The 22904-nt window shown below is 45.3% G+C and carries 25 protein-coding genes and 2 tRNA genes; 12 read left to right on the top strand and 15 right to left on the bottom strand.

The annotated features are described in order from the left end of the window. Positions 1 to 244 precede the first annotated feature (244 nt). Complete coding sequence (putP, locus tag AAHK14_RS06705) at positions 245 to 1753, bottom strand: sodium/proline symporter PutP (protein ID WP_065256353.1); 1509 nt, start codon at positions 1751 to 1753, stop codon at positions 245 to 247. Positions 1754 to 2036: 283 nt separating this feature from the next. Between putP and AAHK14_RS06700 the strand changes: the two genes are divergently transcribed. The 5 genes from AAHK14_RS06700 (at position 2037) to AAHK14_RS06680 (ending at position 5823) form a co-directional block, all read left to right on the top strand. Continuing rightward, positions 2037 to 2660: a 50S ribosomal protein L25/general stress protein Ctc gene (locus tag AAHK14_RS06700; RefSeq protein WP_065256354.1), complete on the top strand. Its 624-nt coding sequence runs from the start codon at positions 2037 to 2039 to the stop codon at positions 2658 to 2660. A gap of 69 nt (positions 2661 to 2729) precedes the next feature. Continuing rightward, a complete protein-coding gene (gene pth, locus AAHK14_RS06695) occupies positions 2730 to 3311 on the top strand; it encodes an aminoacyl-tRNA hydrolase (protein WP_062499940.1) in 582 nt (193 codons plus the stop codon). Next, complete coding sequence (locus AAHK14_RS06690) at positions 3308 to 4282, top strand: tRNA dihydrouridine(16) synthase DusC (RefSeq protein WP_065256355.1); 975 nt, start codon at positions 3308 to 3310, stop codon at positions 4280 to 4282. The genes pth and AAHK14_RS06690 overlap by 4 nt, the downstream gene beginning before the upstream one ends. An 81-nt stretch (positions 4283 to 4363) precedes the next feature. After that, positions 4364 to 4900 carry a helix-turn-helix domain-containing protein gene (locus AAHK14_RS06685; RefSeq protein ID WP_065256690.1) on the top strand — a complete coding sequence of 179 codons (537 nt, stop codon included), beginning with the start codon at positions 4364 to 4366 and terminating at the stop codon, positions 4898 to 4900. Further along, positions 4873 to 5823, top strand: a complete 951-nt coding sequence (locus AAHK14_RS06680) for an IS3 family transposase (RefSeq protein WP_156731740.1) — start codon at positions 4873 to 4875, stop codon at positions 5821 to 5823. Before AAHK14_RS06685 ends, AAHK14_RS06680 begins: the two co-directional genes overlap by 28 nt. 200 nt (positions 5824 to 6023) lie before the next feature. Here AAHK14_RS06680 and murA read toward each other — a convergent pair whose 3' ends face one another. The 4 genes from murA to AAHK14_RS06660 form a co-directional block, all read right to left on the bottom strand. After that, complete coding sequence (gene murA / locus AAHK14_RS06675; RefSeq protein WP_065256356.1) at positions 6024 to 7286, bottom strand: UDP-N-acetylglucosamine 1-carboxyvinyltransferase; 1263 nt, start codon at positions 7284 to 7286, stop codon at positions 6024 to 6026. Between the two features lie 76 nt (positions 7287 to 7362). Beyond that, entirely contained in the window at positions 7363 to 7605 is a 243-nt protein-coding gene (locus tag AAHK14_RS06670; RefSeq protein ID WP_065256357.1) for a BolA/IbaG family iron-sulfur metabolism protein, read from the bottom strand. A 496-nt stretch (positions 7606 to 8101) separates the two neighbouring features. Continuing rightward, positions 8102 to 9037: a BON domain-containing protein gene (locus tag AAHK14_RS06665; protein WP_065256358.1), complete on the bottom strand. Its 936-nt coding sequence runs from the start codon at positions 9035 to 9037 to the stop codon at positions 8102 to 8104. A gap of 28 nt (positions 9038 to 9065) precedes the next feature. Next, the gene (locus tag AAHK14_RS06660; RefSeq protein WP_083108322.1) at positions 9066 to 9524 is read right to left on the bottom strand and encodes a YraN family protein; all 459 of its coding nucleotides are present in this window, start codon (positions 9522 to 9524) and stop codon (positions 9066 to 9068) included. Positions 9525 to 9625: 101 nt separating this feature from the next. Between AAHK14_RS06660 and rlmH the strand changes: the two genes are divergently transcribed. Then, on the top strand, positions 9626 to 10105 hold the full coding sequence (rlmH, locus tag AAHK14_RS06655) for a 23S rRNA (pseudouridine(1915)-N(3))-methyltransferase RlmH (RefSeq protein WP_065256360.1): 480 nt from the start codon (positions 9626 to 9628) through the stop codon (positions 10103 to 10105). A gap of 156 nt (positions 10106 to 10261) precedes the next feature. After that, positions 10262 to 10780, top strand: coding sequence for a DUF805 domain-containing protein (locus AAHK14_RS06650; RefSeq protein ID WP_065256361.1), 519 nt, complete (start codon positions 10262 to 10264; stop codon positions 10778 to 10780). A gap of 226 nt (positions 10781 to 11006) precedes the next feature. Here AAHK14_RS06650 and AAHK14_RS06645 read toward each other — a convergent pair whose 3' ends face one another. Both AAHK14_RS06645 and AAHK14_RS06640 read right to left on the bottom strand, forming a co-directional pair. Further along, positions 11007 to 11567, bottom strand: a complete 561-nt coding sequence (locus tag AAHK14_RS06645; protein ID WP_065256362.1) for a hypothetical protein — start codon at positions 11565 to 11567, stop codon at positions 11007 to 11009. 50 nt (positions 11568 to 11617) lie between these two features. After that, the gene (locus AAHK14_RS06640; protein WP_062500534.1) at positions 11618 to 11977 is read right to left on the bottom strand and encodes a VanZ family protein; all 360 of its coding nucleotides are present in this window, start codon (positions 11975 to 11977) and stop codon (positions 11618 to 11620) included. A gap of 116 nt (positions 11978 to 12093) precedes the next feature. On the opposite strand from AAHK14_RS06640, the gene ribF reads away from it, so the two are divergent. Continuing rightward, complete coding sequence (gene ribF / locus AAHK14_RS06635) at positions 12094 to 13059, top strand: riboflavin biosynthesis protein RibF (protein WP_065256366.1); 966 nt, start codon at positions 12094 to 12096, stop codon at positions 13057 to 13059. Positions 13060 to 13137: 78 nt separating this feature from the next. Here ribF and AAHK14_RS06630 read toward each other — a convergent pair whose 3' ends face one another. Further along, positions 13138 to 13842 carry a CHAP domain-containing protein gene (locus tag AAHK14_RS06630; protein ID WP_194092743.1) on the bottom strand — a complete coding sequence of 235 codons (705 nt, stop codon included), beginning with the start codon at positions 13840 to 13842 and terminating at the stop codon, positions 13138 to 13140. A gap of 168 nt (positions 13843 to 14010) precedes the next feature. Here AAHK14_RS06630 and AAHK14_RS06625 point away from each other — a divergent pair, with 168 nt between their 5' ends. Then, complete coding sequence (locus tag AAHK14_RS06625; protein ID WP_156065159.1) at positions 14011 to 14577, top strand: hypothetical protein; 567 nt, start codon at positions 14011 to 14013, stop codon at positions 14575 to 14577. Positions 14578 to 14830: 253 nt separating this feature from the next. Here the strand turns inward: AAHK14_RS06625 and lpxC are convergent, their stop codons facing one another. The 5 genes from lpxC to AAHK14_RS06600 form a co-directional block, all read right to left on the bottom strand. Continuing rightward, a complete protein-coding gene (gene lpxC / locus AAHK14_RS06620) occupies positions 14831 to 15778 on the bottom strand; it encodes a UDP-3-O-acyl-N-acetylglucosamine deacetylase (RefSeq protein ID WP_065256365.1) in 948 nt (315 codons plus the stop codon). 114 nt (positions 15779 to 15892) lie between these two features. Continuing rightward, a complete protein-coding gene (locus AAHK14_RS06615; RefSeq protein ID WP_062500542.1) occupies positions 15893 to 16591 on the bottom strand; it encodes a metal-dependent hydrolase in 699 nt (232 codons plus the stop codon). 62 nt (positions 16592 to 16653) lie between these two features. Next, positions 16654 to 16729: transfer RNA gene (locus AAHK14_RS06610), tRNA-Glu, on the bottom strand. Between the two features lie 86 nt (positions 16730 to 16815). Continuing rightward, positions 16816 to 16891, bottom strand: a tRNA-Ala gene (locus tag AAHK14_RS06605). 420 nt (positions 16892 to 17311) lie between these two features. Continuing rightward, a complete protein-coding gene (locus tag AAHK14_RS06600; protein ID WP_065256194.1) occupies positions 17312 to 18415 on the bottom strand; it encodes an RNA-guided endonuclease TnpB family protein in 1104 nt (367 codons plus the stop codon). 49 nt (positions 18416 to 18464) lie between these two features. On the opposite strand from AAHK14_RS06600, the gene tnpA reads away from it, so the two are divergent. After that, positions 18465 to 18875, top strand: coding sequence for an IS200/IS605 family transposase (tnpA, locus tag AAHK14_RS06595; RefSeq protein WP_065256193.1), 411 nt, complete (start codon positions 18465 to 18467; stop codon positions 18873 to 18875). A gap of 102 nt (positions 18876 to 18977) precedes the next feature. On the opposite strand, the gene gltX is transcribed toward tnpA, so the two are convergent. Then, positions 18978 to 20480, bottom strand: a complete 1503-nt coding sequence (gene gltX, locus AAHK14_RS06590; RefSeq protein ID WP_062501660.1) for a glutamate--tRNA ligase — start codon at positions 20478 to 20480, stop codon at positions 18978 to 18980. A 129-nt stretch (positions 20481 to 20609) separates the two neighbouring features. On the opposite strand from gltX, the gene AAHK14_RS06585 reads away from it, so the two are divergent. Together AAHK14_RS06585 and AAHK14_RS06580 are read left to right on the top strand one after the other, a co-directional pair. Further along, positions 20610 to 21350, top strand: coding sequence for a transposase (locus AAHK14_RS06585; RefSeq protein WP_197035904.1), 741 nt, complete (start codon positions 20610 to 20612; stop codon positions 21348 to 21350). A gap of 103 nt (positions 21351 to 21453) precedes the next feature. Then, complete coding sequence (locus AAHK14_RS06580; RefSeq protein ID WP_197035905.1) at positions 21454 to 21687, top strand: hypothetical protein; 234 nt, start codon at positions 21454 to 21456, stop codon at positions 21685 to 21687. Between the two features lie 406 nt (positions 21688 to 22093). Here the strand turns inward: AAHK14_RS06580 and AAHK14_RS06575 are convergent, their stop codons facing one another. Then, positions 22094 to 22855, bottom strand: a complete 762-nt coding sequence (locus AAHK14_RS06575) for an endonuclease/exonuclease/phosphatase family protein (RefSeq protein WP_065256948.1) — start codon at positions 22853 to 22855, stop codon at positions 22094 to 22096. Positions 22856 to 22904: the final 49 nt, after the last annotated feature.

Genomic DNA, 22904 nt, shown 5'->3' with positions numbered 1-22904 from the left:
GTTTGTGGTTATTTATGTTTGACTGTTTATTTTTTGGAAAATACTTTTAGTATAATCATTTTTTAAAAATTTTTTATAAAAATATTGTAACATTTTTTAACACACATCATCCAAGGGCAAATTTTGGTAAGCTCACCTGTCATTTTGCCAAAAAAATACCCAAAATCCAAAAGCTGATAAACTTTTGGATTTTGGGCAAACCATGCCACAAGACATCTTAACAGGATATTAGGGCGTTTTTATTTTACGCCTTTAACTGGCGTTCCATCTCATCAAACTCGCCCATAATCTTGGCATTGGGTGGCGGGGTCAAAAGTGAGACAACCACAGTCGTGATGGCACTGAGCACAAAGCCGGGCATGATGGAATAAATGGCGTCATTGGCAGGCTGTCCGCCAATCTCAATACCCCCATATACCCAAACGATGACGGTCAATGCCCCGACAATCATGCCCGCCAATGCCCCTTGGTAGTTCATGCGCCTCCACATGAGCGAGAGCAGCACCAAAGGGCCAAACGCCGCCCCAAAGCCTGCCCACGCGTGCGACACCATCTTTAACACCGAGCTGTCTTTGTCCCCTGCCAGCATAATCCCAAGCATCGCCACCAGCACCACCGAGATACGTCCGACCATGATTTGGCGGGATTCGGATGCTTCTTTGTCCAAAAACAGCTTGTACACATCACGGGTGAGCGAACTTGACACCACCAGTAGCTGACTAGAAATGGTACTCATAATCGCCGCCAATATCGCTGCCAGCAAAAAGCCACCGATGAGCGGATGGAACAAAAGCTGTGAGAACACCAAGAAAATCGTCTCAGGGTCATCTAGGCTCATGCCCTTGTTATGGATATATGCCACACCCGACACACCAACGAGTAATGCTCCAATCAAGCTCAATATCATCCAGCCCATACCAATACCACACGCCACCGGCACGTCCTTGACCGAGCGAATCGCCATAAACCGCACGATGATGTGTGGCTGTCCAAAATAGCCCAGACCCCACGCTGCCAGCGATATCGCTCCCATGACACTCACGCCATTCATGATGTTAAACAACTCAGGGTTCACAGAACGTGCCACGTCCATGCCAGCACTGACACCGCCGATTTCATTAAAAGCAACAAACGGTACCAGTAGCATGGCGATGAGCATGATCACCCCTTGGACGAAGTCAGTCAAGGACACCGCCAAAAATCCGCCAAAGAGCGTATACGCCACGACCACGCCTGCCGTCACCCACAGACCCAAACTATAATCAAGCCCGAGCGAGCTTTCAAAAAGCTTGCCACCACCGACCAGACTTGCCGCCGTATAGACCGTAAAGAATATAATCACCACGATGGCAGAGACCATGCGGAGTAGGTGCGTTTTGTCATCAAAGCGATTGGCAAAAAAGTCAGGCAAAGTAATGGCATTACCTGCCACCTCGGTATACACACGCAGACGTGGAGCAACAAGCAGATAGTTGGCAAATGCCCCGACCGTCAGCCCCCCTGCTATCCATAAGCTTACAATGCCTGATGCATACATATAACCAGGCAACCCCAGCAGTAGCCAGCCCGACATATCGGACGCCCCCGCCGAGAGTGCCGTTACCGCAGGCGATAAGTTACGCCCACCCAGCATGTAGCCTTCAACGTCTTTTTTTTGTTTAAAGTAGGCGTACACACCGATGGCAATCATGCCCAAAAAATAAATCGACAGCGAAATCCATACGCCTGCCCCACCTGTTGTCACAGCATCCATGACACACTCCTTACATTATTTAACAAGTTTAACAAAAAATAACAAGTGATTATAACAAAATTAAATTCATTTGCAAATGGGGATACTTTATAAAAACACTTGTTATTTTTTATCACATTATCACACATCTAACAAATCCATTGGCTGATTTGCAAAAAACCCTTGTCATATCGCCCAAACTGGCTTATAATAGTTCGCTATTTTGCAAATTCTTTTGCACTTTTTTGTATGATGATTGGTCGAAAATCATCATTTTTGTAGCCTTTTAATATAGGAAATCCTTATGAGCTATACTCTAACTACGGTAGCACGTGCTACCGATGAGCAGGGCAAAGGTTCGAGCCGCCGCCTGCGTAAAGCCAACCTAATCCCTGCCATCGTATATGGCGGTGATGCCAAGCCACTGTCTGTAAGCGTCAAGCTAAATGAATTAGTAAAAGCCATCCAAGATGAGAGCTTCTTTTCAAGCGTAACCACACTGGCACTAGATGGCAGCGAAAACGAAGAAGTTATCATTAAAGCCTTACAACGCCATCCTTCAAAAGGCACGCCACTACATGTGGACTTCCAACGTGTTGTTCGTGGTCAAACCATGCACTTTACTGTGCCTGTACACTTCACTGGCACCGCTAAGGGCGTAAAATCTGGTGGTATCCTACAAACCAACGTAACCGAGCTACACATCAACTGCTTGCCACGCCAACTGCCAGAAGCCATCGAAGTGGACGTGACCAACCTAGAAATCGGTGACCTACTACGTTTCTCTGACATCAAACTTGCCGATGGCATTACCATCGTTGAGCTTGACAGCAATGCCACCGACCGTGTCGTGGTTAGCGTACAAGCACCGACTGTTTCTGCTGACAGTGAAGAGAGCACAAGCGAAGAGAGCACAGACACTGAATAAGTCATCAATCTCAACAAAAGCCAATGGGTCATCTATTGGCTTTTTGTTTATTTCATCATCTATGGGGCAATCATGATAAAACTCATCGTCGGTTTGGGCAATGTCGGTGCAGAATACAAAGACACTCGCCATAATGCAGGCTTTTGGTTTGCGGACGCTTTGTGCGACAAATTTGGCATCACGCTCACTCATGACAAAAAATTCCATGGCAGTGTCGGGCGTGGCACGATATACGGACAAGATGTCCGCCTGCTGACCCCTGACACCTTCATGAACCGCTCAGGAATGGCGGTCGCCCCCTTTGCCAAATTCTATAACATCGCCCCCCATGAGATACTCATCGCTCATGATGAGCTTGACATCTCGGCAGGGAGCCTACGCCTAAAAAAGGGGGGCGGACATGGTGGGCATAACGGCTTAAAGGACATCGTCCCCCACATCGGAGCGGACTTTTGGCGACTGCGTGTGGGTATCGGCAGACCTGCTCACTCATCCATGGTCAGTGGTTGGGTGCTGTCAAAACCCATGTCCGATGACCGTGTCAATATAGATAGAGCGATAGAGTGTGGCATGAATGCCTTGGAGTTACTCATCAAAGGCGATGAACAAAAGGCGATTAGCCTTGCCAATGGGTTTAAACTACCAACATGAGTGCCTTTGCCCATTTATTCGTCCATCCTGTTCGCCTGCTCGCCCCAATGGAAGGCTTGACCGACCCACTCATGAGACAGATTTTAACGCAGATTGCTCACGATTTGGGTCGCCCTTATGATTGGTCGGTGAGCGAATTTATCCGTGTCACCCATTATCCCCTGCCCGCCCATGTGTTTTATAAATATGTGCCAGAGCTACACACAAACGGCAAGACGACAAGTGGTACGCCCATTCATGTTCAGCTACTTGGCAACAATCCTGAGACCATGAGCCAAAGTGCCGTTACGGCGGTGTCACTTGGGGCGTGTGCGATTGACCTAAACTTCGGCTGTCCTGCCAAAACAGTCAATAACCACAAAGGCGGTTCGGTACTGCTTGATGAACCTGATACATTGCACGCCATCATCTCTGCCGTGCGTGGAGCTGCACCTGCCCATATCCCCGTATCGGCAAAAATCCGCCTAGGCTATACTGACATGGATAAAATGCACGACATCGGGCAGGCGGTCAAGTCCGCCAACGCAAGCTGGCTGACCATTCACGCACGCACCAAAGTGCAAGGCTACAAGCCCCCTGCTTATTGGGACAAAATCGCCCCCTTTACCGAGCTTGGCTTGCCCATCATTGCCAATGGCGAGATTTGGAACGCTACTCATGCCCACGACTGCATCAGTCAGGCAAATACACCCCATCTCATGCTTGGGCGTGGGGCGGTAACTCGCCCAGACCTTGTGGCAAGTATTGAAAACACGGACAAAACCTTGACATGGGCGGACTTAGTCCCCCACCAAATCGCTTTTTTGAATGACACCACCGACAACCAAAGCGGACTGATTGGGCGTTACAAACAATGGCTTGGCATGCTCACCAAAGGCTATGATGAAGCGGATAGGCTGTGGAATGTTGTCAAAAAAGAAAAGGGCAAAGCACAAATTATTTCGCATTTATCCCAATCAGTGCTTACTTAGCTGACAAGCACAAATAAAGGGCAGTCATCAAGATGAACCGCACCCCAAAAGTTAGACACACTAACCTTTGGGGTGCTTTTTATGGCAAAATACACAACCGACTTTAAACTGTCTGTGATTGGGTATTATCTTAATCATCATGGCTACAAACAAACCGCCAAACACTTTAATCTAAACCACACAACCGTAGAGCTATGGGTTAAACTCTATCAAGCACATGGCATTGATGGCATAAAAAGACGACACACAAAGGCTGTCTATGACACAGATTTTAAGCTTAATGCCGTTCAAGCCATACAACAGGGCAAATCGCTTACACAACTTGCCATAGAGCTTAATCTGCCACAACCTTCTTTACTGTCAACTTGGTTAAAGTCCTACCAAGCCTTTGGTATAATGGGACTAATACCCAAACCCAAAGGCAAAAAAGCAATGTCAAACAAACACAACGCTAATAAAACCAAATCAACTTGGAAAACCAAACAAGACCACGAAAAAAGTGTGGATGATTTGCTTGATGAACTTGCCTATCTTAGAGCAGAGAATGACTATCTAAAAAAGCTAGATGCCTTAATTCGTCAAAAGGAACAATCAGTACAAACAAAGAACAAGTCCTGATCATCCAAGAATTAAGGCATAAGCACAAACTTGCTGACTTATTGGCAGTGTCAAACTTGCCAAGAAGTGTGTTTTATTACCACATTCGTCAAAGTACAAAGCCTGACAAAGACCTTGACTTAAAAGAACACATTAACCACATCTACCACCAACACAAGGGCAGGTATGGTTATCGTAGAATCACATCAGAGCTTAACAATCAGCTTGCCCAAAAAGGCATGGTCATTAATCATAAACGAGTGCAACGACTGATGGCTAAACTTGGACTCAAAGCATTGGTTCGTCGTCAACGTAAGTTTAATACTTACAAAGGCACAATGGGCAAAGATACCATTCAGGACAATATACTCAAAAGAGACTTTAAAGCAGACAAACCCAATCAAAAGTGGGCAACAGACATCACCGAGTTTAAAGTACAAGACAAGGCAAATGATGGCGGTGTCATTCAAAGAAAACTCTACCTATCGCCCATCATCGACTTGTTTAATGGTGAGATTGTCAGTTATACGATGAAGGACAGACCAACGTATGAGTTGGTCAAAGAGATGTTAAATGATGCCCTATCCAAGCTAAGCCAAGAAAAGATGGATGACAAACCCATCATTCATTCAGACCAAGGCTGGCACTATCAAATGCACCAGTATCAACAAACCCTAAAAGAACAAGGCTTAACCCAAAGCATGTCAAGAAAAGGCAATTGTTTGGATAATGCTGTGATAGAGAGCTTCTTTGGTACGCTAAAACAAGAGATATTTTATGAGACAACCACATTTACATCAACAGATGAACTTAAACAAGTGATTGATGAGTACATACACTACTACAATCATGATAGAATAAAGAGCAAATTAAAAGGACTAAGTCCTGTTAAGTACAGAAACTTAGTCCAATTAGGGTTAATACAACCACTTGCAACAACCTAACCTTTAATCTTATGTCTAAGATTTGGGGGTCGGTTCAAAGACCGCCCTTTTGTTTTATTATTATCTCATTCTCAACTTTGTATAAGCGATTGATTTATCAAGGGCGAATTGCAGTTCGCCCCTACAACCAAAAAATAATTATTGAAAAATCAACAAGTTACTATTTTAAGTTGAGAATGAAGTTATCAGCAATGACAGTTTTAGCCCTTAATCCGCTCAATATTTACCCCAAGCGATTTAAGTTTACTCTCCACATTATCATAACCCCGATCAATGTGATAAATGCGGTCTATGATGCTCTCGCCATCTGCACACGCCGCCGCCATGACAAGCGACATGGACGCACGCAAATCGGTTGCCATGACAGGAGCAGGCATAAAGCTCTCCACGCCTGTTACAATGGCGGTATGCCCGTCAATGCGGATATTTGCCCCCATGCGGTTTAGCTCAGGGACGTGCATAAAGCGGTTTTCAAAGATGTTTTCAATAATAGTGCTGGTGCCGTCCGCCAAACAGCACACCGCCATGAGCTGTGCCTGCATATCAGTCGGAAAACCAGGGTGGACTTGGGTGCGAATATCCACCGCCTTGGGCCTGCCTTTCATCACGGCACGAATCCAGTCATCACCTGTGCTAATGGTCGCTCCCATGGCTTCAAATTTCTTTAAGACAGGGTGCAAGAGTTCAGCCGATGTGTTGGTGGTCAAGACATCGCCTTCACTCATCAATGCCCCAGCCAGATACGAACCCGTCTCAATGCGGTCAGCAATCACGCTATATTCACAGCCGTGCAAACTCTCCACGCCTTCGATAATCATGGTTGGCGTGCCAATGCCATCAATCTTTGCCCCCATGGCGACAAGCATATTTGCCAAATCCACCACTTCTGGCTCACAGGCACAGTTTTCAAGGCGAGTTGTGCCACGAGCCAAAGACGCTGCCATGATGACGTTTTCGGTGCCACCGACCGTTACCATATCAAAGGCAAAATCACAGCCCATCAAACGTCCGCCAGCAGGGGCTTTGGCTTTGACATAGCCATTTTCTACCAAGATGGTCGCCCCCATGGCTTCAAAGGCTTTTAGGTGCTGATCCACAGGACGTGAACCGATGGAACAGCCCCCCGGTAGAGAGACTTCGGCTTCGCCAAACCGCCCTAGCAACGCCCCCAATACCAAGATAGACGCACGCATGGTACGCACGAGCTCATACGGAGCATAATAGTTGGCGACGTGGCGAGCGTCTGCGATGACGGTGTTGCCTTCTTTTTTGATATTTACACCCATGCCAGCGATGAGCTTGATGAGCGTATCAGTGTCTTTTAGGGTGGGGACATTGTGTAGCACCGTCTCATCGCTGGGCAGTAACATGGCGGCGAGCAATGGCAAGGCGGCGTTTTTTGAGCCAGAAATAACAACTTCCCCTGCGATACGACTTTTACCGATGATTTTGAATTTATACATGATGGTCTCTATCAATTCAATATTTATTAAAAATAAAATGACAAATGCCCCATGGCGTATTTGTCATTTTTGGCGGTTAGGATTGACGAGCTTGGTATTCGGCAGGTGTCAAGGCGTGAATGGTCAAGGCATGCATGGCACCGCTTTGGATGTGCGGATTGACAATGGCATATACCGCTTGTTGGCGTTGCACCAAGCGTTTGCCTTCAAAGCTGTCATCCACGATAAGCACTTCAAATTTGTTGCCTTGATTGACCGCTTGAATCTCGGCACTTGGGAAATGGGGGCGTAATAAGGCGATTAGGTCATCTGCATTCATAAAAAATCTCTATATTTTGGGCGGTATTATCACCGTCAAATCATGTCACTAGGGCGTGCCTGCCTTTGGTATTTGCAATGAAAAATGCCTGTTTAAAAAAGCAGGGAAATCGCACGTTTTTCAAGGAAAAATCGGCAGTTGATATTGAGATATCAACAAGGATTTTGACTTCGAGCCACAATCCGACCACTTAACTGGGTGAATTTTAAGTTTTTTACTTAATTTTTAAATTAAGTGGTCAGATAGCCATTTTTCATGCAAAAATTGATTAAAGCGTTAAGTTTTCATCTTATTTTGTAAAAATTTTATCAATGGTAGGCACGCCCTAATAAAAAAAGCAGGTCATTATACCAAATTTCCTGCTTTTAACATAGAGCATGTTCACCCTTGATAATACAGTTTACATTTTGGAAATTTTATAGCAATAAAATACCCCATTTTCATTGCCATGCATGAATCACAAAGCATGCACGCCCAAAACATAAAACCTTATCAACTAAGGACTGCTGGTGTTATTGTACAGATTCACATAACTTGATGTTGGACTGCCTTCCATCGTTATCACAGGAACGTTGGGTCGGTTGATGCCTGCCGGTGTCTGCATTCCTGAATTTGGCTGAGATGGGTTTGATATCGGTGTGGTTGGGGTGTTAGGATACATGCTTTGTGGATAGCTTGTGGTCGCCACGGGACTGTTGGGGGTAGGGTAGACAGGCGTGTTTACTGTATTGACCACAGTGTTACCACCATACACCATGCCCCCTGCATTCGGGTCATCTTCGATGGCGAGCGTATCCCCTGCCAAAGCCAGCTGTGATGTATCGCCATCGATGCGAGTACCCAGCATTCGCACCCCTTCCATGCCCTGCACCGATGCGATGATGTTAATGATGGTCTGCTCTTGTTGGGCGGTCAAAAATCCCAGTAGGTATGCCATGTTATCTCGCACCACCAGTTTGTACTGCGACGACCTGATACCGCCTGCACTCACGATTTTGGCGATGATTTTGGATTTTAGGTAGTTTTCGTGCAAAGTGTGGCTCTGGGCTCTGGGCGTGGCGGTTACCGTCAGATGGTTGTACACTCTTTTGACATCATTGATGGACGAGACCATGTTTGCCACGTCCGCCTTGACTTGCTCGCTTGGCACTTCGCCTGTCAGTAGCACTTCACGACGAAAACTGTCAATGCCAATGCGGACATTATTCTCACTTACGCCACGAACATTGGTCAGGTTCTTGTGACTGGTGCGTTCGATGGCTTCATCGCTGATACGCTCAGGGATGGTGCGATACATGGCAGGCACGCCATAGTAGCCGTTGTTGGCATTGCTATTGGCATTTTGGGTGGCACAGGCGGTCATGAACACGACAGATGCCATCAAGCATGTCAATGGCTTTAAAAATGACTTCTGAATAACTTTGGGCGACATGGATGCTTCCTAATAATCGGTTTGACTCTCATTCTACCAAAAAGGCGTTTCTTAGCCAATGGGTTTTTGTCTGATTTTCATCATTTTTTTGCCCTGTTTGCCCTGTTGGTGGTACATCAAAGGCAATCACATCAAATCGGCACGCCAAGGCTTGCTTTTGACTGGTGGTGAGTCCAAGATTTTGTAAAAACTTATCGCCATACGCCAAAAAATGCTCAGCCGTCTTGATGATTTTGTTTTGTTTGGCTCGTGTTACCGTCTCCACCGCCTGCCCATAGCGGGCATTAGGGTTTATCTTACGCATTTTGACTTCCACAAACACGAGCGTCGGACACACCCCACCCGCCTGCCGTGGCTCATCATGATAAGCGATGATGTCAATCTCGCCTGTGCGATGTACGGTGTAGTTGGTCGTGATAATGGTCAGCCCCTGCTGTCTCAAAAACGCTTGGGCGAGCTGTTCATAATGGTCTCCAAGAGTTCTCATGGCACACTCACTCAAATGGGTTAGCATAACAAATTTTATAAAACTCTGCCAATATTTGTGGTTTTTATTTATAATACACTTTTTGCTTTTGATAAATCGCCATGAAATTAAGAATCCTAAGTGTCGGACACAAAATGCCTGCATGGGTACAGACAGGCGTGGACGAATACGCCAAACGCATACAGCCGATGATGAGTACCGAGATTGTGGAGATACCCCCTGCCAAACGTGCCAAAAATCCATCACCTGCCGAAATAGAAAAATACAAAATCCAAGAAGGGCAAGCCATTTTATCCGCTCGCCTACCCAAAGAAAAACTCTGGGTGCTAGAAGTCAAAGGCAAAATGCTCTCCACCGAACGCCTTGCCGACCGTCTGCAAACCGCCATGACGGACGGCACCGACATCGCTCTGGTCATCGGTGGGGCGGACGGGGTATCGGCGGACGTGCTAGCACAGGCGGATTTTAAATGGTCGCTGTCGGATTTGACCCTGCCCCACCCTTTGGTGCGAGTGGTGCTGATAGAACAGCTCTATCGGGCAATGAGTATCATCAATAACCACCCCTATCATCGGGCGTAAGTGGGTGATGTTGGCGGTGTAGCATGAGCATTATTGATGTCTTGTTTTAAGGATTTTATGATAAGTATTTATCGATACCACGCATTTAAATAAACACACTGTTTTTTGCAAAAAATCATGTTATGATACCGCCATATTCCAAAGTCCAATCACACCATGACCCATCACAACCCTTACACCACACCGCAAGCCGAGCTTGACGATGATGAGTATTTTGAATACGACACCACGCCTTTTTACAAACCCACAGGACGCATTGGGCGAGTGAAGTTTTTGGCACATAACGGCATTTGGCTCATGATTGCCTTTGTGGTTTTGTGGTTATTGCTTGTATGCGTTACCGCCCTTCATTTACCTGTCATGATTATTTTGTTGGTAGGTATGCCTTTTATGCTGTATCTTGTGCTTGTCCCCATGATAAGACGACTCACGGATTTGGGGCGGTCAAGACTTTGGGCGATTTTGTACTTTGTTCCTTATGTGAATATGGTGCTGTTTTTGTACTTACTGCTTGCCAAAGGCGATGATGATGTAAATGAATTTGGCGAGCCGTCCGCTCCGCCAACCATGCTTGATATGATACTGGCAAGTATCTTACCTTTGGTCATTATTATTGGGATAGGCTTTGGCGGTGTAAAACAGCTGTTCACATCTTTAATGACTACCCTTGCTTAATTTTAAATAAACCACCTTGCTATCAATTTGGCATTTTCAATTATAGTCATTTAACGTCAAAATACACCAATGACAGTAAGGTGCGTATTACACACCAATAAGATTTTCCACTTAGAAGGTGCGTATTACGCACCCTGCCATACTGCATTTTTCCTTGAAAAACGGGCGATTCCCCTGCTTTTTTGAACAGGCATTTTTCATAACAAATACAAAAGGTAGGCACACCCTAGTCAAGTTTGCCATCATTTTCTTGCTCCTTCTTTTTTAGCTCTTTTTTAACATCTCTCATATGAGACCATATTAATAAAATTATAGTAGCCAGACCTAAAATCAAAAAAAACCGATTGGCGGATACTATTTTATCTTTTGTAGAGGCATAGCTATCAACAGCTATCATCTCACCATTAGGTTTATTGATATGAATGGTTGCCATTTGGGGGACTTCATTGGTAATACCAAGTACTGAGGGTTGGTAATAATAACCAATGGTAAGTGTTTGGCTTAGATGATCATCTGTTAAGAAACAATTGCTAAACATGTCTTTTTTAGGAATAACTATGTTGCCACAAGCAATCATCAGTTTTTCTTTGGTTTGGGGATTGACAATACTCATGTGTTTAATGTCTCTATTTTTGCCATCTTTAGCAACAGTAACCAGCCTAACCTTACCTGTTACATAATGCAAATCTTTTTCAGGTGGCAGTCCACGACCATGCCAAACACAGTAGGGTATAACCCATATAGCACAGCATATTAAAAATAAGAATACAAAATCACGAATTTTCATATCATCAGTCTCGTAGGGGCAACCCCCATTTTATCACAACCCCAAGCTCATCAGCACTGTCTTTGCTGTAAATACCCCAACCCCACCGCCAAACTCGCCCCCACCATATCCGCCACGCCATCCCATACGTCCATGTTGCGTGTGGTAAAATAACCCTGTATCAGCTCGCTTGCCACCGCCCAGCCCAGAGCCACAGCCCACAGGCAGAGTGCTTTGGTTTTGGTGTTGATGTTAAATAACAGTGATAGTAGATAAAACTGCCCAAAAAACATCGCAAAATGAGCCACTTTATCTAAATGGCTAACGCTTGGCACTTGACCGCTCGGCACACGCAAAAACAGCCCATAACAGGACAGCCCAAACCACACCAGTATGGCAAACCACAGCCATTTGACAGAGAATTTTATCATCGTTAATCATCACAACACACAAAGCGGTCATCATAACAAATTTTATGGCAATTTTTTATGAAAAAATGATGAATTTCGCCTATAATATGCCCTTTGTCCGTCCATTTTCCATTTTCATGCAAATCATCAACTTAGACCCACACGCCCCCACCGCCTTGCCCCCACACGCCTTGACCATTGGCAACTTTGACGGGGTGCATTTGGGGCATCAAGCCATGCTCAACACCCTAATCAAAGACGCCACCAAGCAATCACTTGCCACTGCCGTCATGGTGTTTGAACCACAGCCTAGGGAATTTTTTAGCCCACACAATCCCCCTGCTCGCTTGACGAACTTTGCCGAAAAAGTCGCCTTGCTAGACGGTCATGGCGTGGATTTTGTCATCAAGGCAAATTTTAATGACGATTTTCGCCACCTATCCGCCCATGCCTTTGCCACGCTTTTGACCGCTTTGGGGGCAGAGCATTTGGTACTGGGCGATGATTTTCGTTTTGGGCATGACCGCACAGGGGATAAGGCATTTTTGCAGGGGCTAGGATTTAGTGTGGACAGCCTTGCCACCGTTGCCCATGATGATGAGCGGATTAGCTCCACGGCGGTGCGTGGTGCATTGGCACAGGGCGATTTGGACACCGCCAAAATCATGCTTGGGCGAGACTATGCGATGACAGGGCAAGTAGTGCATGGCGACAAAATCGGGCGGACGCTTGATTTTCCCACCGCCAATGTGGCATTAGATAGACTAAAACCTGCCGTACAGGGGATTTTTGGGGCAGATATTTTGGCACATAGGGACGGTCGAGCGGTTGATTTACATGCCTTAGGGGGTGGTATCAAGGGGCAAACCGCCAACAGTCTGTTTGGGGCGGTCAATGTCGGCAAACGCCCCAGCGTAAACGGCACGGATTATCGCTTAGAAGTGCATTTACCAGAGTTTACAGGCGATTTGTATGGCATGACGTTGAGCGTGATGTTTAAAAAATACCTACATGGCGAGCGTCATTATGAGAGTTTGGCACAGTTAAAAGACGGCATCAAAAGGGATGTGGATGAGCTTGTGGCGTGGCATCATACTTTATAGCCAAGGGCGTACCAAATACGCCCTTAACAAACACCCAACAAAAAAGAGCGAATCCATCGCTCTTTTTTCTTTATCAAATTATTGCTCGTTCATCGCAAGCATCGTGCCTGTATTTGCCGTGGCATCTAGGTAACGAGTATCACGCCATACGCTGTATCCGTTGTGGTTGCGATACGGGCTAAAATTAGGCTGACGAAAATCTGACACCCACTGATTGCCATCATAGATTTGGATATGACCGTGTGGGTTTCTGCTGGTACGATTAAAGACCGCCACATCGCCAATCTGTGGTACGTAGTTGTCATTACTGATACGGGTGAAACCTGCACTGGCAAGCGTGCCGTTGGCATACTGATAGGCTGATGGCTGTGGCGTGAAGCTATAACCGGCTGATTGCAGTGCCTTACGCACATACATAGCACAGCGACCCACGCTCTTACCGTGAGCGGCACGGGCAGCCAAACGGGCGGCTGTGGCAGGGGCAGAGCCATTTAGAGCGGCGACTGTACTGCCTGTGTTATTGCTGACTGAGTAGTTGGTGAGTGTTTGGGTGTTGGTACTAAACCCTTGGGTCAGACGAGAATTACCTTGTGATGCCCCCATTAGCTCATTGATGGCATTGTCAAGCTCGGCATTGCTTAGCGTTTGGGTAGGCATGGGCGGTGCGATGATGTTTACTTGACGCTCGCCATTGGCAGATGAGATGGTGATTCTGCCACTTTCTGCATTTGCACTGACTGTCGTAAAGGTAATTGCCGACATTAACCAAAAGAGTTTTTTCATAAGATTGCCTCGCACCAATCATGCACGACGACACAGTCATACTGTGGTATCGTCCCCTGTTTACATGAGTGATGTCAAATGGGTTAGTTTTGTTAAAGCTTGGGTTTATGCCATACGCATCCGAACGTACTTTTTGGCTCAATAAGGCATTGGCATTGAGCGGGTGGCGTGATAAACTTAGCTCTTGGACACCATGTCCGTCAGTTTTTAAAAGGTATTATGATGAGTGATGACTTATATCTAAAAACCCATTTTCCAAACCACCTTGCCAATCGCACCGAAAAACAAGCGGCGGCAGGGGCGAAACTTCCCAAAGACCTGAGCAGACGACTTGCCTACTTTACTCACTTGACCCATCTGTCCGCCCCCCTGCTGTCAGGTGTGTTGGGCGAGCTTAGCAATCAGGTACAAGTGGCGTATGCTCATGATGATAAAATCACCTTAGCACTACCAACCATCACATCCGCCAATCATGTACGTTATCTACATCAAGAATGTCTGTTGGCACTGCATGAACATCCAGCATTTGGTCAGTTTTCAAAAATGGGGGTTATTGTCAATCACAAAATTCATCAGCGTGTCAGCGGTCAAATCACCGCCCAAACCACCTTAGAAAAACCATTAAGCGAAAACACGGTGCAAACTATAACACAGACTGCCAAACTTGTCATTAAAAATCCAAGTTTACAGGCGTCCTTTATCAAGCTCATTCAAACCGCCACCACCAAAGAATGATAATTGTTCTTAAATTTGGGACTTTTACGGTCTTTTTGTAATCTTATGTAAAGAAATCCGCCCATTTTCACAAAATTTCCATAAAACTCTCATAAAAGCCCTGCACAAATCCCCCAAAACCCCCACAAACACAAAAGCGAGCTACTGTCAGCTCGCTTTTACTTTGTTACACGCCATTTTGATTAATTTTTAGCTTTATTACGCTACTTTTTCAGTCAGTTTACCGAAATTTAAATCGTCCAAATTTTTTGCCTTAAAATCCTTCATTTTTTAGGGGATTTTTGGGCGGAATAAAGGCAATCGGACAGCTGTTTTTGTCATAATTTGTTACAATTTCATAGGCACTGTCATCTGCCAATACCGCTCGGATGAGTGCGTTATTTAGGGCATGACCTGATTTGTAAGCGTTAAATTTGCCGATGATGTTATGCCCGATGACGAACAAATCGCCCACCGCATCTAGCATTTTATGGCGGACAAATTCGTTAGGATAGCGTAGCTCGCCATTGACCACCGATGTCTCATCAAGCACCACGGCATTATCCATACTACCGCCTAAGGCAAGATTGTGCTTTTTGAGCATTTCTAAGTCTTTTAAAAAGCCGAACGTGCGAGCCTGCCCCACTTCACGGGCGAAATTGGCGGTATTAAAATCAAGCGACGTGGTCTGTTCGGTCGCTTTGATGGCGGCATGATTAAAATCAATCTCAAAATGCATCAAAAAACCATCATCATAAGGGGTAAGCTCCGCCCATTTGTCTTCATCGCTCACACGCACGGTTTTTTTGATTTTTAAAAAGGCTTTGGGAGCGGGCTGTTCTGCCACGCCTGCTTCGTCAATCAAAAACAAAAACGGTGCTGCCGAGCCGTCCATAATCGGAATCTCAGGGGCATTGACTTCTATATATAAGTTATCCAAACCGCACGCTGACACCGCCGAGAGCAAATGCTCTACCGTGCCAACTCGTGCATCGCCCGCCACTAAGTTGGATGACATCATCGTGTCTTGGACGAGCGTGGCACTCATGGGAATGTGGGCGTTATCAAGGTCGGTGCGTACGAACACAATGCCTGTGCCGATGGGGGCATCTCGCAAGGTGAGCGTGACTTCCTTGCCGCTGTGTAGCCCTATGCCAGTGGCAGTGATGGGCGTGGCAAGGGTGCGTGCAGGATAATAGTTAATGTCGGTGTTATTATTCATGTTAAACTCATCTGTCTAGATATCACGCATTTTATCATCTGATGACAGGTTTGTCATCATGGCGGACATGAGCGGGGTGTAATGACAATGATTGGTAAAATTAATAAAGGCGTGTCAAATGGTGCGAGTGGCAAATGTTTGTACCAATGCATGAATGCCATTTAGGGCAGGCTGATAATCAGGGGCGTATAAAAATAAAGCGAACACGATGATGTAGAGCATGACATATCGCAGGGATTTTTTACGTTCAAAGAATTTGAATGCCGTGCCTGATGATTTTTTGAGTTTTAGCCCCAACACATTGACGCTGTATATCTCATCTAGCACCAAATGCACCATCGCCCCGATGAACAAAAATCCCCCAAATAGCCAGCTTACTTTGGCAGTCATGCCAAAGCCATAAAACGCCCCATAGACCGCAAACAGTCCACACATCGCCATGTATGGCACCGAATGCACCATACCCCGATGAACGGTGAGATGACTAAACAGCCCTATCACGCCATAACGCACGACCATAAATGCCCCACCCCACACCATGAGTGCCTGCTCCACCAGCTGTGTGCCTGTGGTCTGATAGGCGGTGTATAAAATGGCGGTGAGCGTGGCGATAAATAACGACATGAGCGTAAAAAACCGCTTGGCAGGAATGGACGTTTCAAGGTCAATGTCAGGCAACAGCCCACCAATAACCCCTATCGCCAAACAAAAAACCGCCGTGCCAAAGCCAAATAACCCACCCACAAAGCCAAACGTGGCAAGGGCAGTACTGGCAATGGCAGCAACGGTCAAATGTGTGGTGAAATTTGCCATAAAGCGAAAAACCTACCGACATAACAACAAATCCCCAAGCCGTAACTTGGGGATTTAGAATTTGGCACTCCATAGGGGATTCGAACCCCTGTTACCGCCGTGAAAGGGCGGTGTCCTAGGCCTCTAGACGAATGGAGCGTAAAACTTAACGAACCAACACAAGATTGCTCAAAGAGCGTGCCTAGGTGCTTGTGTTTTTGACTTTTTAATATAAAATTAAAAAGTGGTGGAGCTAAGCGGAGTCGAACCGCTGACCCCTTGCATGCCATGCAAGTGCTCTACCAACTGAGCTATAGCCCCTTTGTTAAGGTGGGCGTATTATATAAAAGAGCCTGTGCCTTGTCAAATAATTTTTTCAAAAAATTTTAAAAAAAACCGATAACTTATTGAAAATTATCGGTTTTTATTTAGGGCGTGCCTGCCTTTTGTATTTGCAATGAAAAATGCCTGTTTAAAAAATCAAGGGAATCGCACGTTTTTCAAGGAAAAAACGTAGTTTGATAGTTATCCTATCAGGCAAGTTGTTGCCTTCGAGCCACAAGATTTAGCTATTTTTCATACAAAAACATTATTAGACTTCTTTCCAAACCCTGATTTTTATGGATTTTTAAAAACTTCAACCCCAATACTTATAAGGGTTTATTTTTAGTTTGGAAAGAGATTTATTTTATTTTCACCATATTTCTACATTTTAGATTATGTTTTGACTTCCTCCCCTCCCTAAAGGGAGGGGATTCCTGCTCCCAGACGGCCAAGCCCGACCGCAAGAATGTTCCGACTGGCATTGATATCTCTATCATGCCGTGTGCCACACTTTGCACAAGTCCATTCTCTTATTCGCAAACCTGCTCTACCTTTCGGACTACTGGACATATCGCCACAGCACGAGCAAGTTTGGGTAGTGTATCGTTCATTCACGATTTCAAAACGACAACCTGCGTTCTCGCACTTATAGGTCAGTTGTCGTTTCAGTTCAAACCAACCTGCATCGTAAACCGACTTGGCTAGTTTGCCTTTTTTACTGTTAAATTGGGTGGTTTTTACATCACCAACCACGATTAGGGCGTTATTCTTAACTAGCCCTGTGGTGAATTTGTGTATGAGGTCTTGGCGTGTATTTTTAATTTTGGCATGGATTGCCTTGACACGCTGTTTGTTTTTGGCACGTTGAGCGGTAGCTAATGCTTTGGCATATTTGAGCGTTTGCTTGATTTGTAGCTTGTCGCCATTTGAGGCGGTGGCACTGTCTTTTAAGCCCAAATCAATGCCAACGCTACCTTTGCCACAAGGCTGTTTTGGGTATTCTTTGACGGTAATACACGCATACCAACGATTACGGCTGTCTTGCACCAGTTCGCAGGTGTTAATTTGGTATAGGCTAAGGTTGTAGCTGTCCCATAGGTCAATGATGAGCTTTTGCCCTTTAGCTAAACTAAGCTGTAGGGTTGATTTTAATCCTTTTTTGCCTGTTTGGCGGGTAGCGATGTGTTTAATGGCGGATTGTTTAAACGGTAGCCAGCCAAGCGATTTACGCTTGGCATTGGGGTTGTTGGTTCGCCATGATAGTTTGGCTTTTTTAAATTGCTTACGGCTTTTGGCGTGGGTTTCGTTAATGGCTTGGATAGTTTGCGAGTGTAAGCCAAGTAACTCACCGCTACCTTTGGTATATTCGTTTAGGTCATAGGCGGAAAAGAATTTGCCCGTCTTTTGTAGCTGCTTGTAACTCAAGTCATTCACGTAGTTCCATACGAAATTGACCGAACCACTTAGGCGGTTAAGTTGGTCTGTGTGTTTGTCTCGTATGCGTAGCTTGAGTGTTTTCATGGGTTTGTGTATAATGAGATAGGTATATTATATATTTGGTTTAATTTTAATGTCAAATGATTTAAGACGTGGTAGGCACGTTGTTTACAATATTCATGTGCATTTGGTCTTTGTGGCTAAATACCGCAGAAAAGTATTCACTAAAGAGATTTTAGACGATATGCAAGTTATCTTTGAGAAAGTTTGTTCAAAGTTTGAGGCACAATTAGTTGAGTTTGACGGTGAGAGCGACCATGTGCATTTATTGGTGGTTTATCCGCCTAAAGTGGCTATTTCTAGTCTAGTTAATAGTCTGAAAGGTGTTTCTAGTCGGTTATTGCGTAAAAAAGAATATCCGTCTATTAAAGAGCAGTTATGGGGTGATGCGTTGTGGTCGCCTAGCTATTTTGCAGGTAGTTGTGGCGGTGCCCCAATTGAGATTATCCGCCAGTACATTGAACAGCAGAATACACCGCACTAAATACCATCTGTATGTAAGCATAGCTACGGAGTTGCCTTATATCCACCGCCTGAAGTCGGTGGTTTTACGGCAACGAAGGATAAAGGGCAGGCACGCCCTATATCATTCTTGATTTAAAAAGTTTGGCAAAGCCTTATTCGTCTCTTCCAATTTTTTGAGTTTCTTTTTGCCAAGTCCGCCAAGCACTTCACAGGCATGACGTAGGCGTGATAAAGTCATGTCCGCCCCGATGACGTACATGGAATTCATCACAGGCGTGCTAGACGTTGAACCTGCAATCGCCACAAAAAACGGTTGCATAAAGTCTTTTAATTTAATCTCAAAATGCCCTGCCAAGCCTTTTAGGGTTTGGTAAATGTTATTCTCGCTCCACTCGGGCAAGGCTTCTAGTTGCCATGTGGCAAGGTAGAGAATTTCCAAAAGCTTGTCATTATCCAGCGTTTTATGAGCAAAATCGTCTGGTGTAACGTTTGGCAAGTTTTGAAAATAAAACCCTGCCCAATTTACCGCATCGGACAACACGTTAATGCGTGGTTGAATGGCTTTGGCAATGGCGGTCAGCTTATCATCATCGCTTGCCCATGCCAAAATCTTCGCCTTTAACTCGTCTGCACTCATCGCACGCAGGTATTCGCCATTTAGCCAGTAGAGTTTTTCAATGTCAAACACAGGCCCGCCAAGCGACACCCGTTTGATGTCAAAGCTGGCTATCATCTCATCTAGGCTAAATTTCTCCGCTTCGTTTGGCAAGCTATACCCCATACGCCCCAAGTAGTTAATCAAGACCTCAGGTAGCACGCCTGCGTCCTTATAATAGGTGATTGACGTGGGGTTTTTGCGTTTGGAGAGTTTGGATTTGTCGGGGTTACGCAGTAGGGGCATATGGCACAGCACGGGCATTTCCCAACCAAAATATTCATACAGAAGTTTGTGCTTGGGAGCGGAGTTAATCCACTCTTCGCCACGAATGACGTGGCTGATTTGCATGAGATGGTCGTCCACGACATTGGCAAGATGATAGGTCGGCAAACCGTCTGTTTTTAAAAGCACTTGCATATCAACCGTTTCCCAAGGAATGCTAATCTCGCCACGAAGCATATCATGAATCACACACTCGCCGTCTGTCGGCACACGCATACGAATGACAAAGGGCTTACCGCTCTCGGCAAGTTTATCGCTCTCTTCACGGCTCAGATTGGCATAACGTCCGTCATAACGCACCGGCAAGCCTTGGGCTTCTTGCTCTTTACGCATTTGGTCTAGCTCGTCTGTCGTACAAAAACAGCGAAAGGCATGACCTTTGTCAAGGAGCTCTTGGGCGTATTTTTTGTAAATCTCGGAACGCTCGGACTGGCGATAGGGGGCGAACTGTCCGCCCACGTCAGGACCTTCACTCCATGTCAGACCTGCCCATTTTAGGGCGTTTAAAATCATCTGTTCAGACTGGGCGGTGGAGCGGACTTGGTCGGTGTCTTCAATGCGTAGGATAAACTCGCCCCCTTGTGATTTGGCAAAAACCATATTAAACAAGGCGATATAAGCCGTGCCAACGTGCGGAAAGCCAGTTGGGGACGGGGCGATACGGGTGCGAATGGGTTTGGTCATGGTAAATTCTCAAAATAAATAATACGCCAGCTCAGCTTTAATTTACAATTTTTAAAATCATAAGGGCGAATTGCAATTCGCCCCTTAGGCACGTTGTTGTAGCCTGTATTCACAAGGTTGGAGGTTTATATGGATGATCCATTATACTACATTGGTATTGATGTTGCCAAACATAAGTTTGATGTTGCTGTTAAACTGCCCAATGGCAAATACAAGCACAAGGTGTTTTGTAATCATCATCAAGGCTTTGATGAGTTTATCTGTTGGCTTAATGCCTTTGATGGTCGCTTTTGTGCTGTTATGGAAGCCACCAACATTTATCATGAAGCTTTGGCGGATTGTTTGGTGGCACAAAACATCATGGTCAGTATCATCAATCCTAAGTGCAGTGCCAGCTTTGCCAAAAGCGATAACCTACGGTCAAAGACAGATAAGATTGATGCTAAGCTCTTAGCAGACTATGCTTGTGAAAAAGGACATAAGCTTGTCTGTTATCAGCCCATGCTACCTGCCCAAAGACAACTGCTTCGTAAAAGCCGTCAGCTTGACCATTTAAAGGACAAGCTTGCTCAAGAAAAGGTACGTCTTAGCATGCTCATTGATGAAGATTGTATTGCTTATACCAAAGCGATGATAGACTTCATCAAAGGGCAAATCAAAGCCTTACAACAAAGCATTCGTCAGTGCGTTGCCAGTGATGACACTTTAAAGCAAAATGCCTCATTACTGCTTAGCATTCCTGCCATTGGCTTTGACAGTGCGGTTAAACTCATCTGCTACTTAGGTGACGGTAGTCGTTTTAAAAATGCAAAAGCAGCAGCAGCTTTTGCAGGGCTTGCATCCATGATTAGACTTCTTTCCAAACCCTGATTTTTATGGATTTTTAAAAACTTTAACCCCAATACTTATAAGGGTTTATTTTTAGTTTGGAAAGAGATTTATTAAATCATCGGGTAGTAGCTTACATCAAGTAATGGGCATTTCTAAAATCGGACAAGCAGACATTAGAAAAGCCTTATATTGCCCTGCCATGAACTTTGCCTTTGGTCGTTATAAAGACGGTGCTTATCGTTTGTTTGTAGATAGACTAAACAGCCAAGGCAAGGCAAAAAAGGTTGTGATTACCGCACTCATGCGTAAGCTTGTCAGTATTGCCCAAGCGGTACTACAAACACAAACCCCGTTTAAATTAGAGTTACATCGTTGAGATGGATTGGGGGTTGTGGTTTATGGTATCTACAAACCTATCCAAAGACGTGTTTAATAAACAATACTGATAAAACTACTGAAAACTAAGCCAAATTTTGGTATCATATTCTAAATTTTACCAGTCTATTTTTAGCATTGCTCATCAAAAAACACATTTGCAATTTATGGACGTAGATACCATTCGGGGTGATGATGGATGAGAAAGTAGGCTAACATCTACACTGCGTGCTTTTAAGCACAAGGGGCGAAACAACGCTACTTTCTCACAAACCCCATTATGGTTGCTTATAATGGGGTTTTGTTTTAGGTATTATAATACAAGGGGCGAATTGCAATTTGCCCTGCAATAAGATATTGATTTTTGGCACCACGTTTATCCTACACGCCCATTTATAAAAAATATCTTAACAAAACGCCGTTTTATCAAATACCAATCTCGCTCCTATCGGCAAATGGTCGGACAAATCAGACCACGGCACACCGCCATACACTTGGGCGGACAGTACGGTCAAATGCCGTACATAAATGCGGTCAAGACTTATCATGGGGAACTTGGCAGGAAAAGTCGCAGGGTGTTTGCCGTGCTTGGTATAAAAGACTTCATGTAGCCCCAAATCCGCCATAAACCGCCCCGATTTTTTCGCCCAATCATTAAAATCCCCCGCCAAAATGAGTGGTTTGTCCTTATCAATCTCGCTGTTGATATAGTCGCTGATTGCCTTGTATTGCTTGGTGCGGCCGGCTTCTAGTAGGTTAAGATGAGCATTTAGCACCACCACAGGCACACCCCAACCGTCAGGGGTTATCTCACTGTGCAGAACGCCCCGTTTTTCTAGGCGAGAGACGGTGATATTGACGTTGTGCTTGGGGTCTAGGGGGTGGCGTGAGAGCGTGGCGTTGCCGTGATTGCCGTGTGGGTAGCGGACGTTTTCGCCATAGCTGTGCGACAGCGACAGATATTCGCCAAACCACTCATGGTGCGACTGGTCGGGGTATTCGTTAAAGGAAATGGCTCGTTTTAGGTTTTGCCCTTGCACTTCTTGTAAGCACAAAATATCAATGGGCAAATCCGCCAACGCCTGCCCCATGCGTTGGAGCTTGACAAGGCGGTTTAGGGGCGACATGCCTTTATGGATATTATAAGAAACAACGTGAATGGGGGTCATGTTTTTGCTTTTAAATCATTCAAATAGTAAAAGACAAACATACCACGCT

The organism is Moraxella sp. K1664 (assembly GCF_039693965.1).
GTDB lineage: Bacteria > Pseudomonadota > Gammaproteobacteria > Pseudomonadales > Moraxellaceae > Moraxella.
The sequence above is the reverse complement of the archived record's forward strand: the minus strand, read 5'-3'. Positions and strand labels throughout refer to the sequence as shown.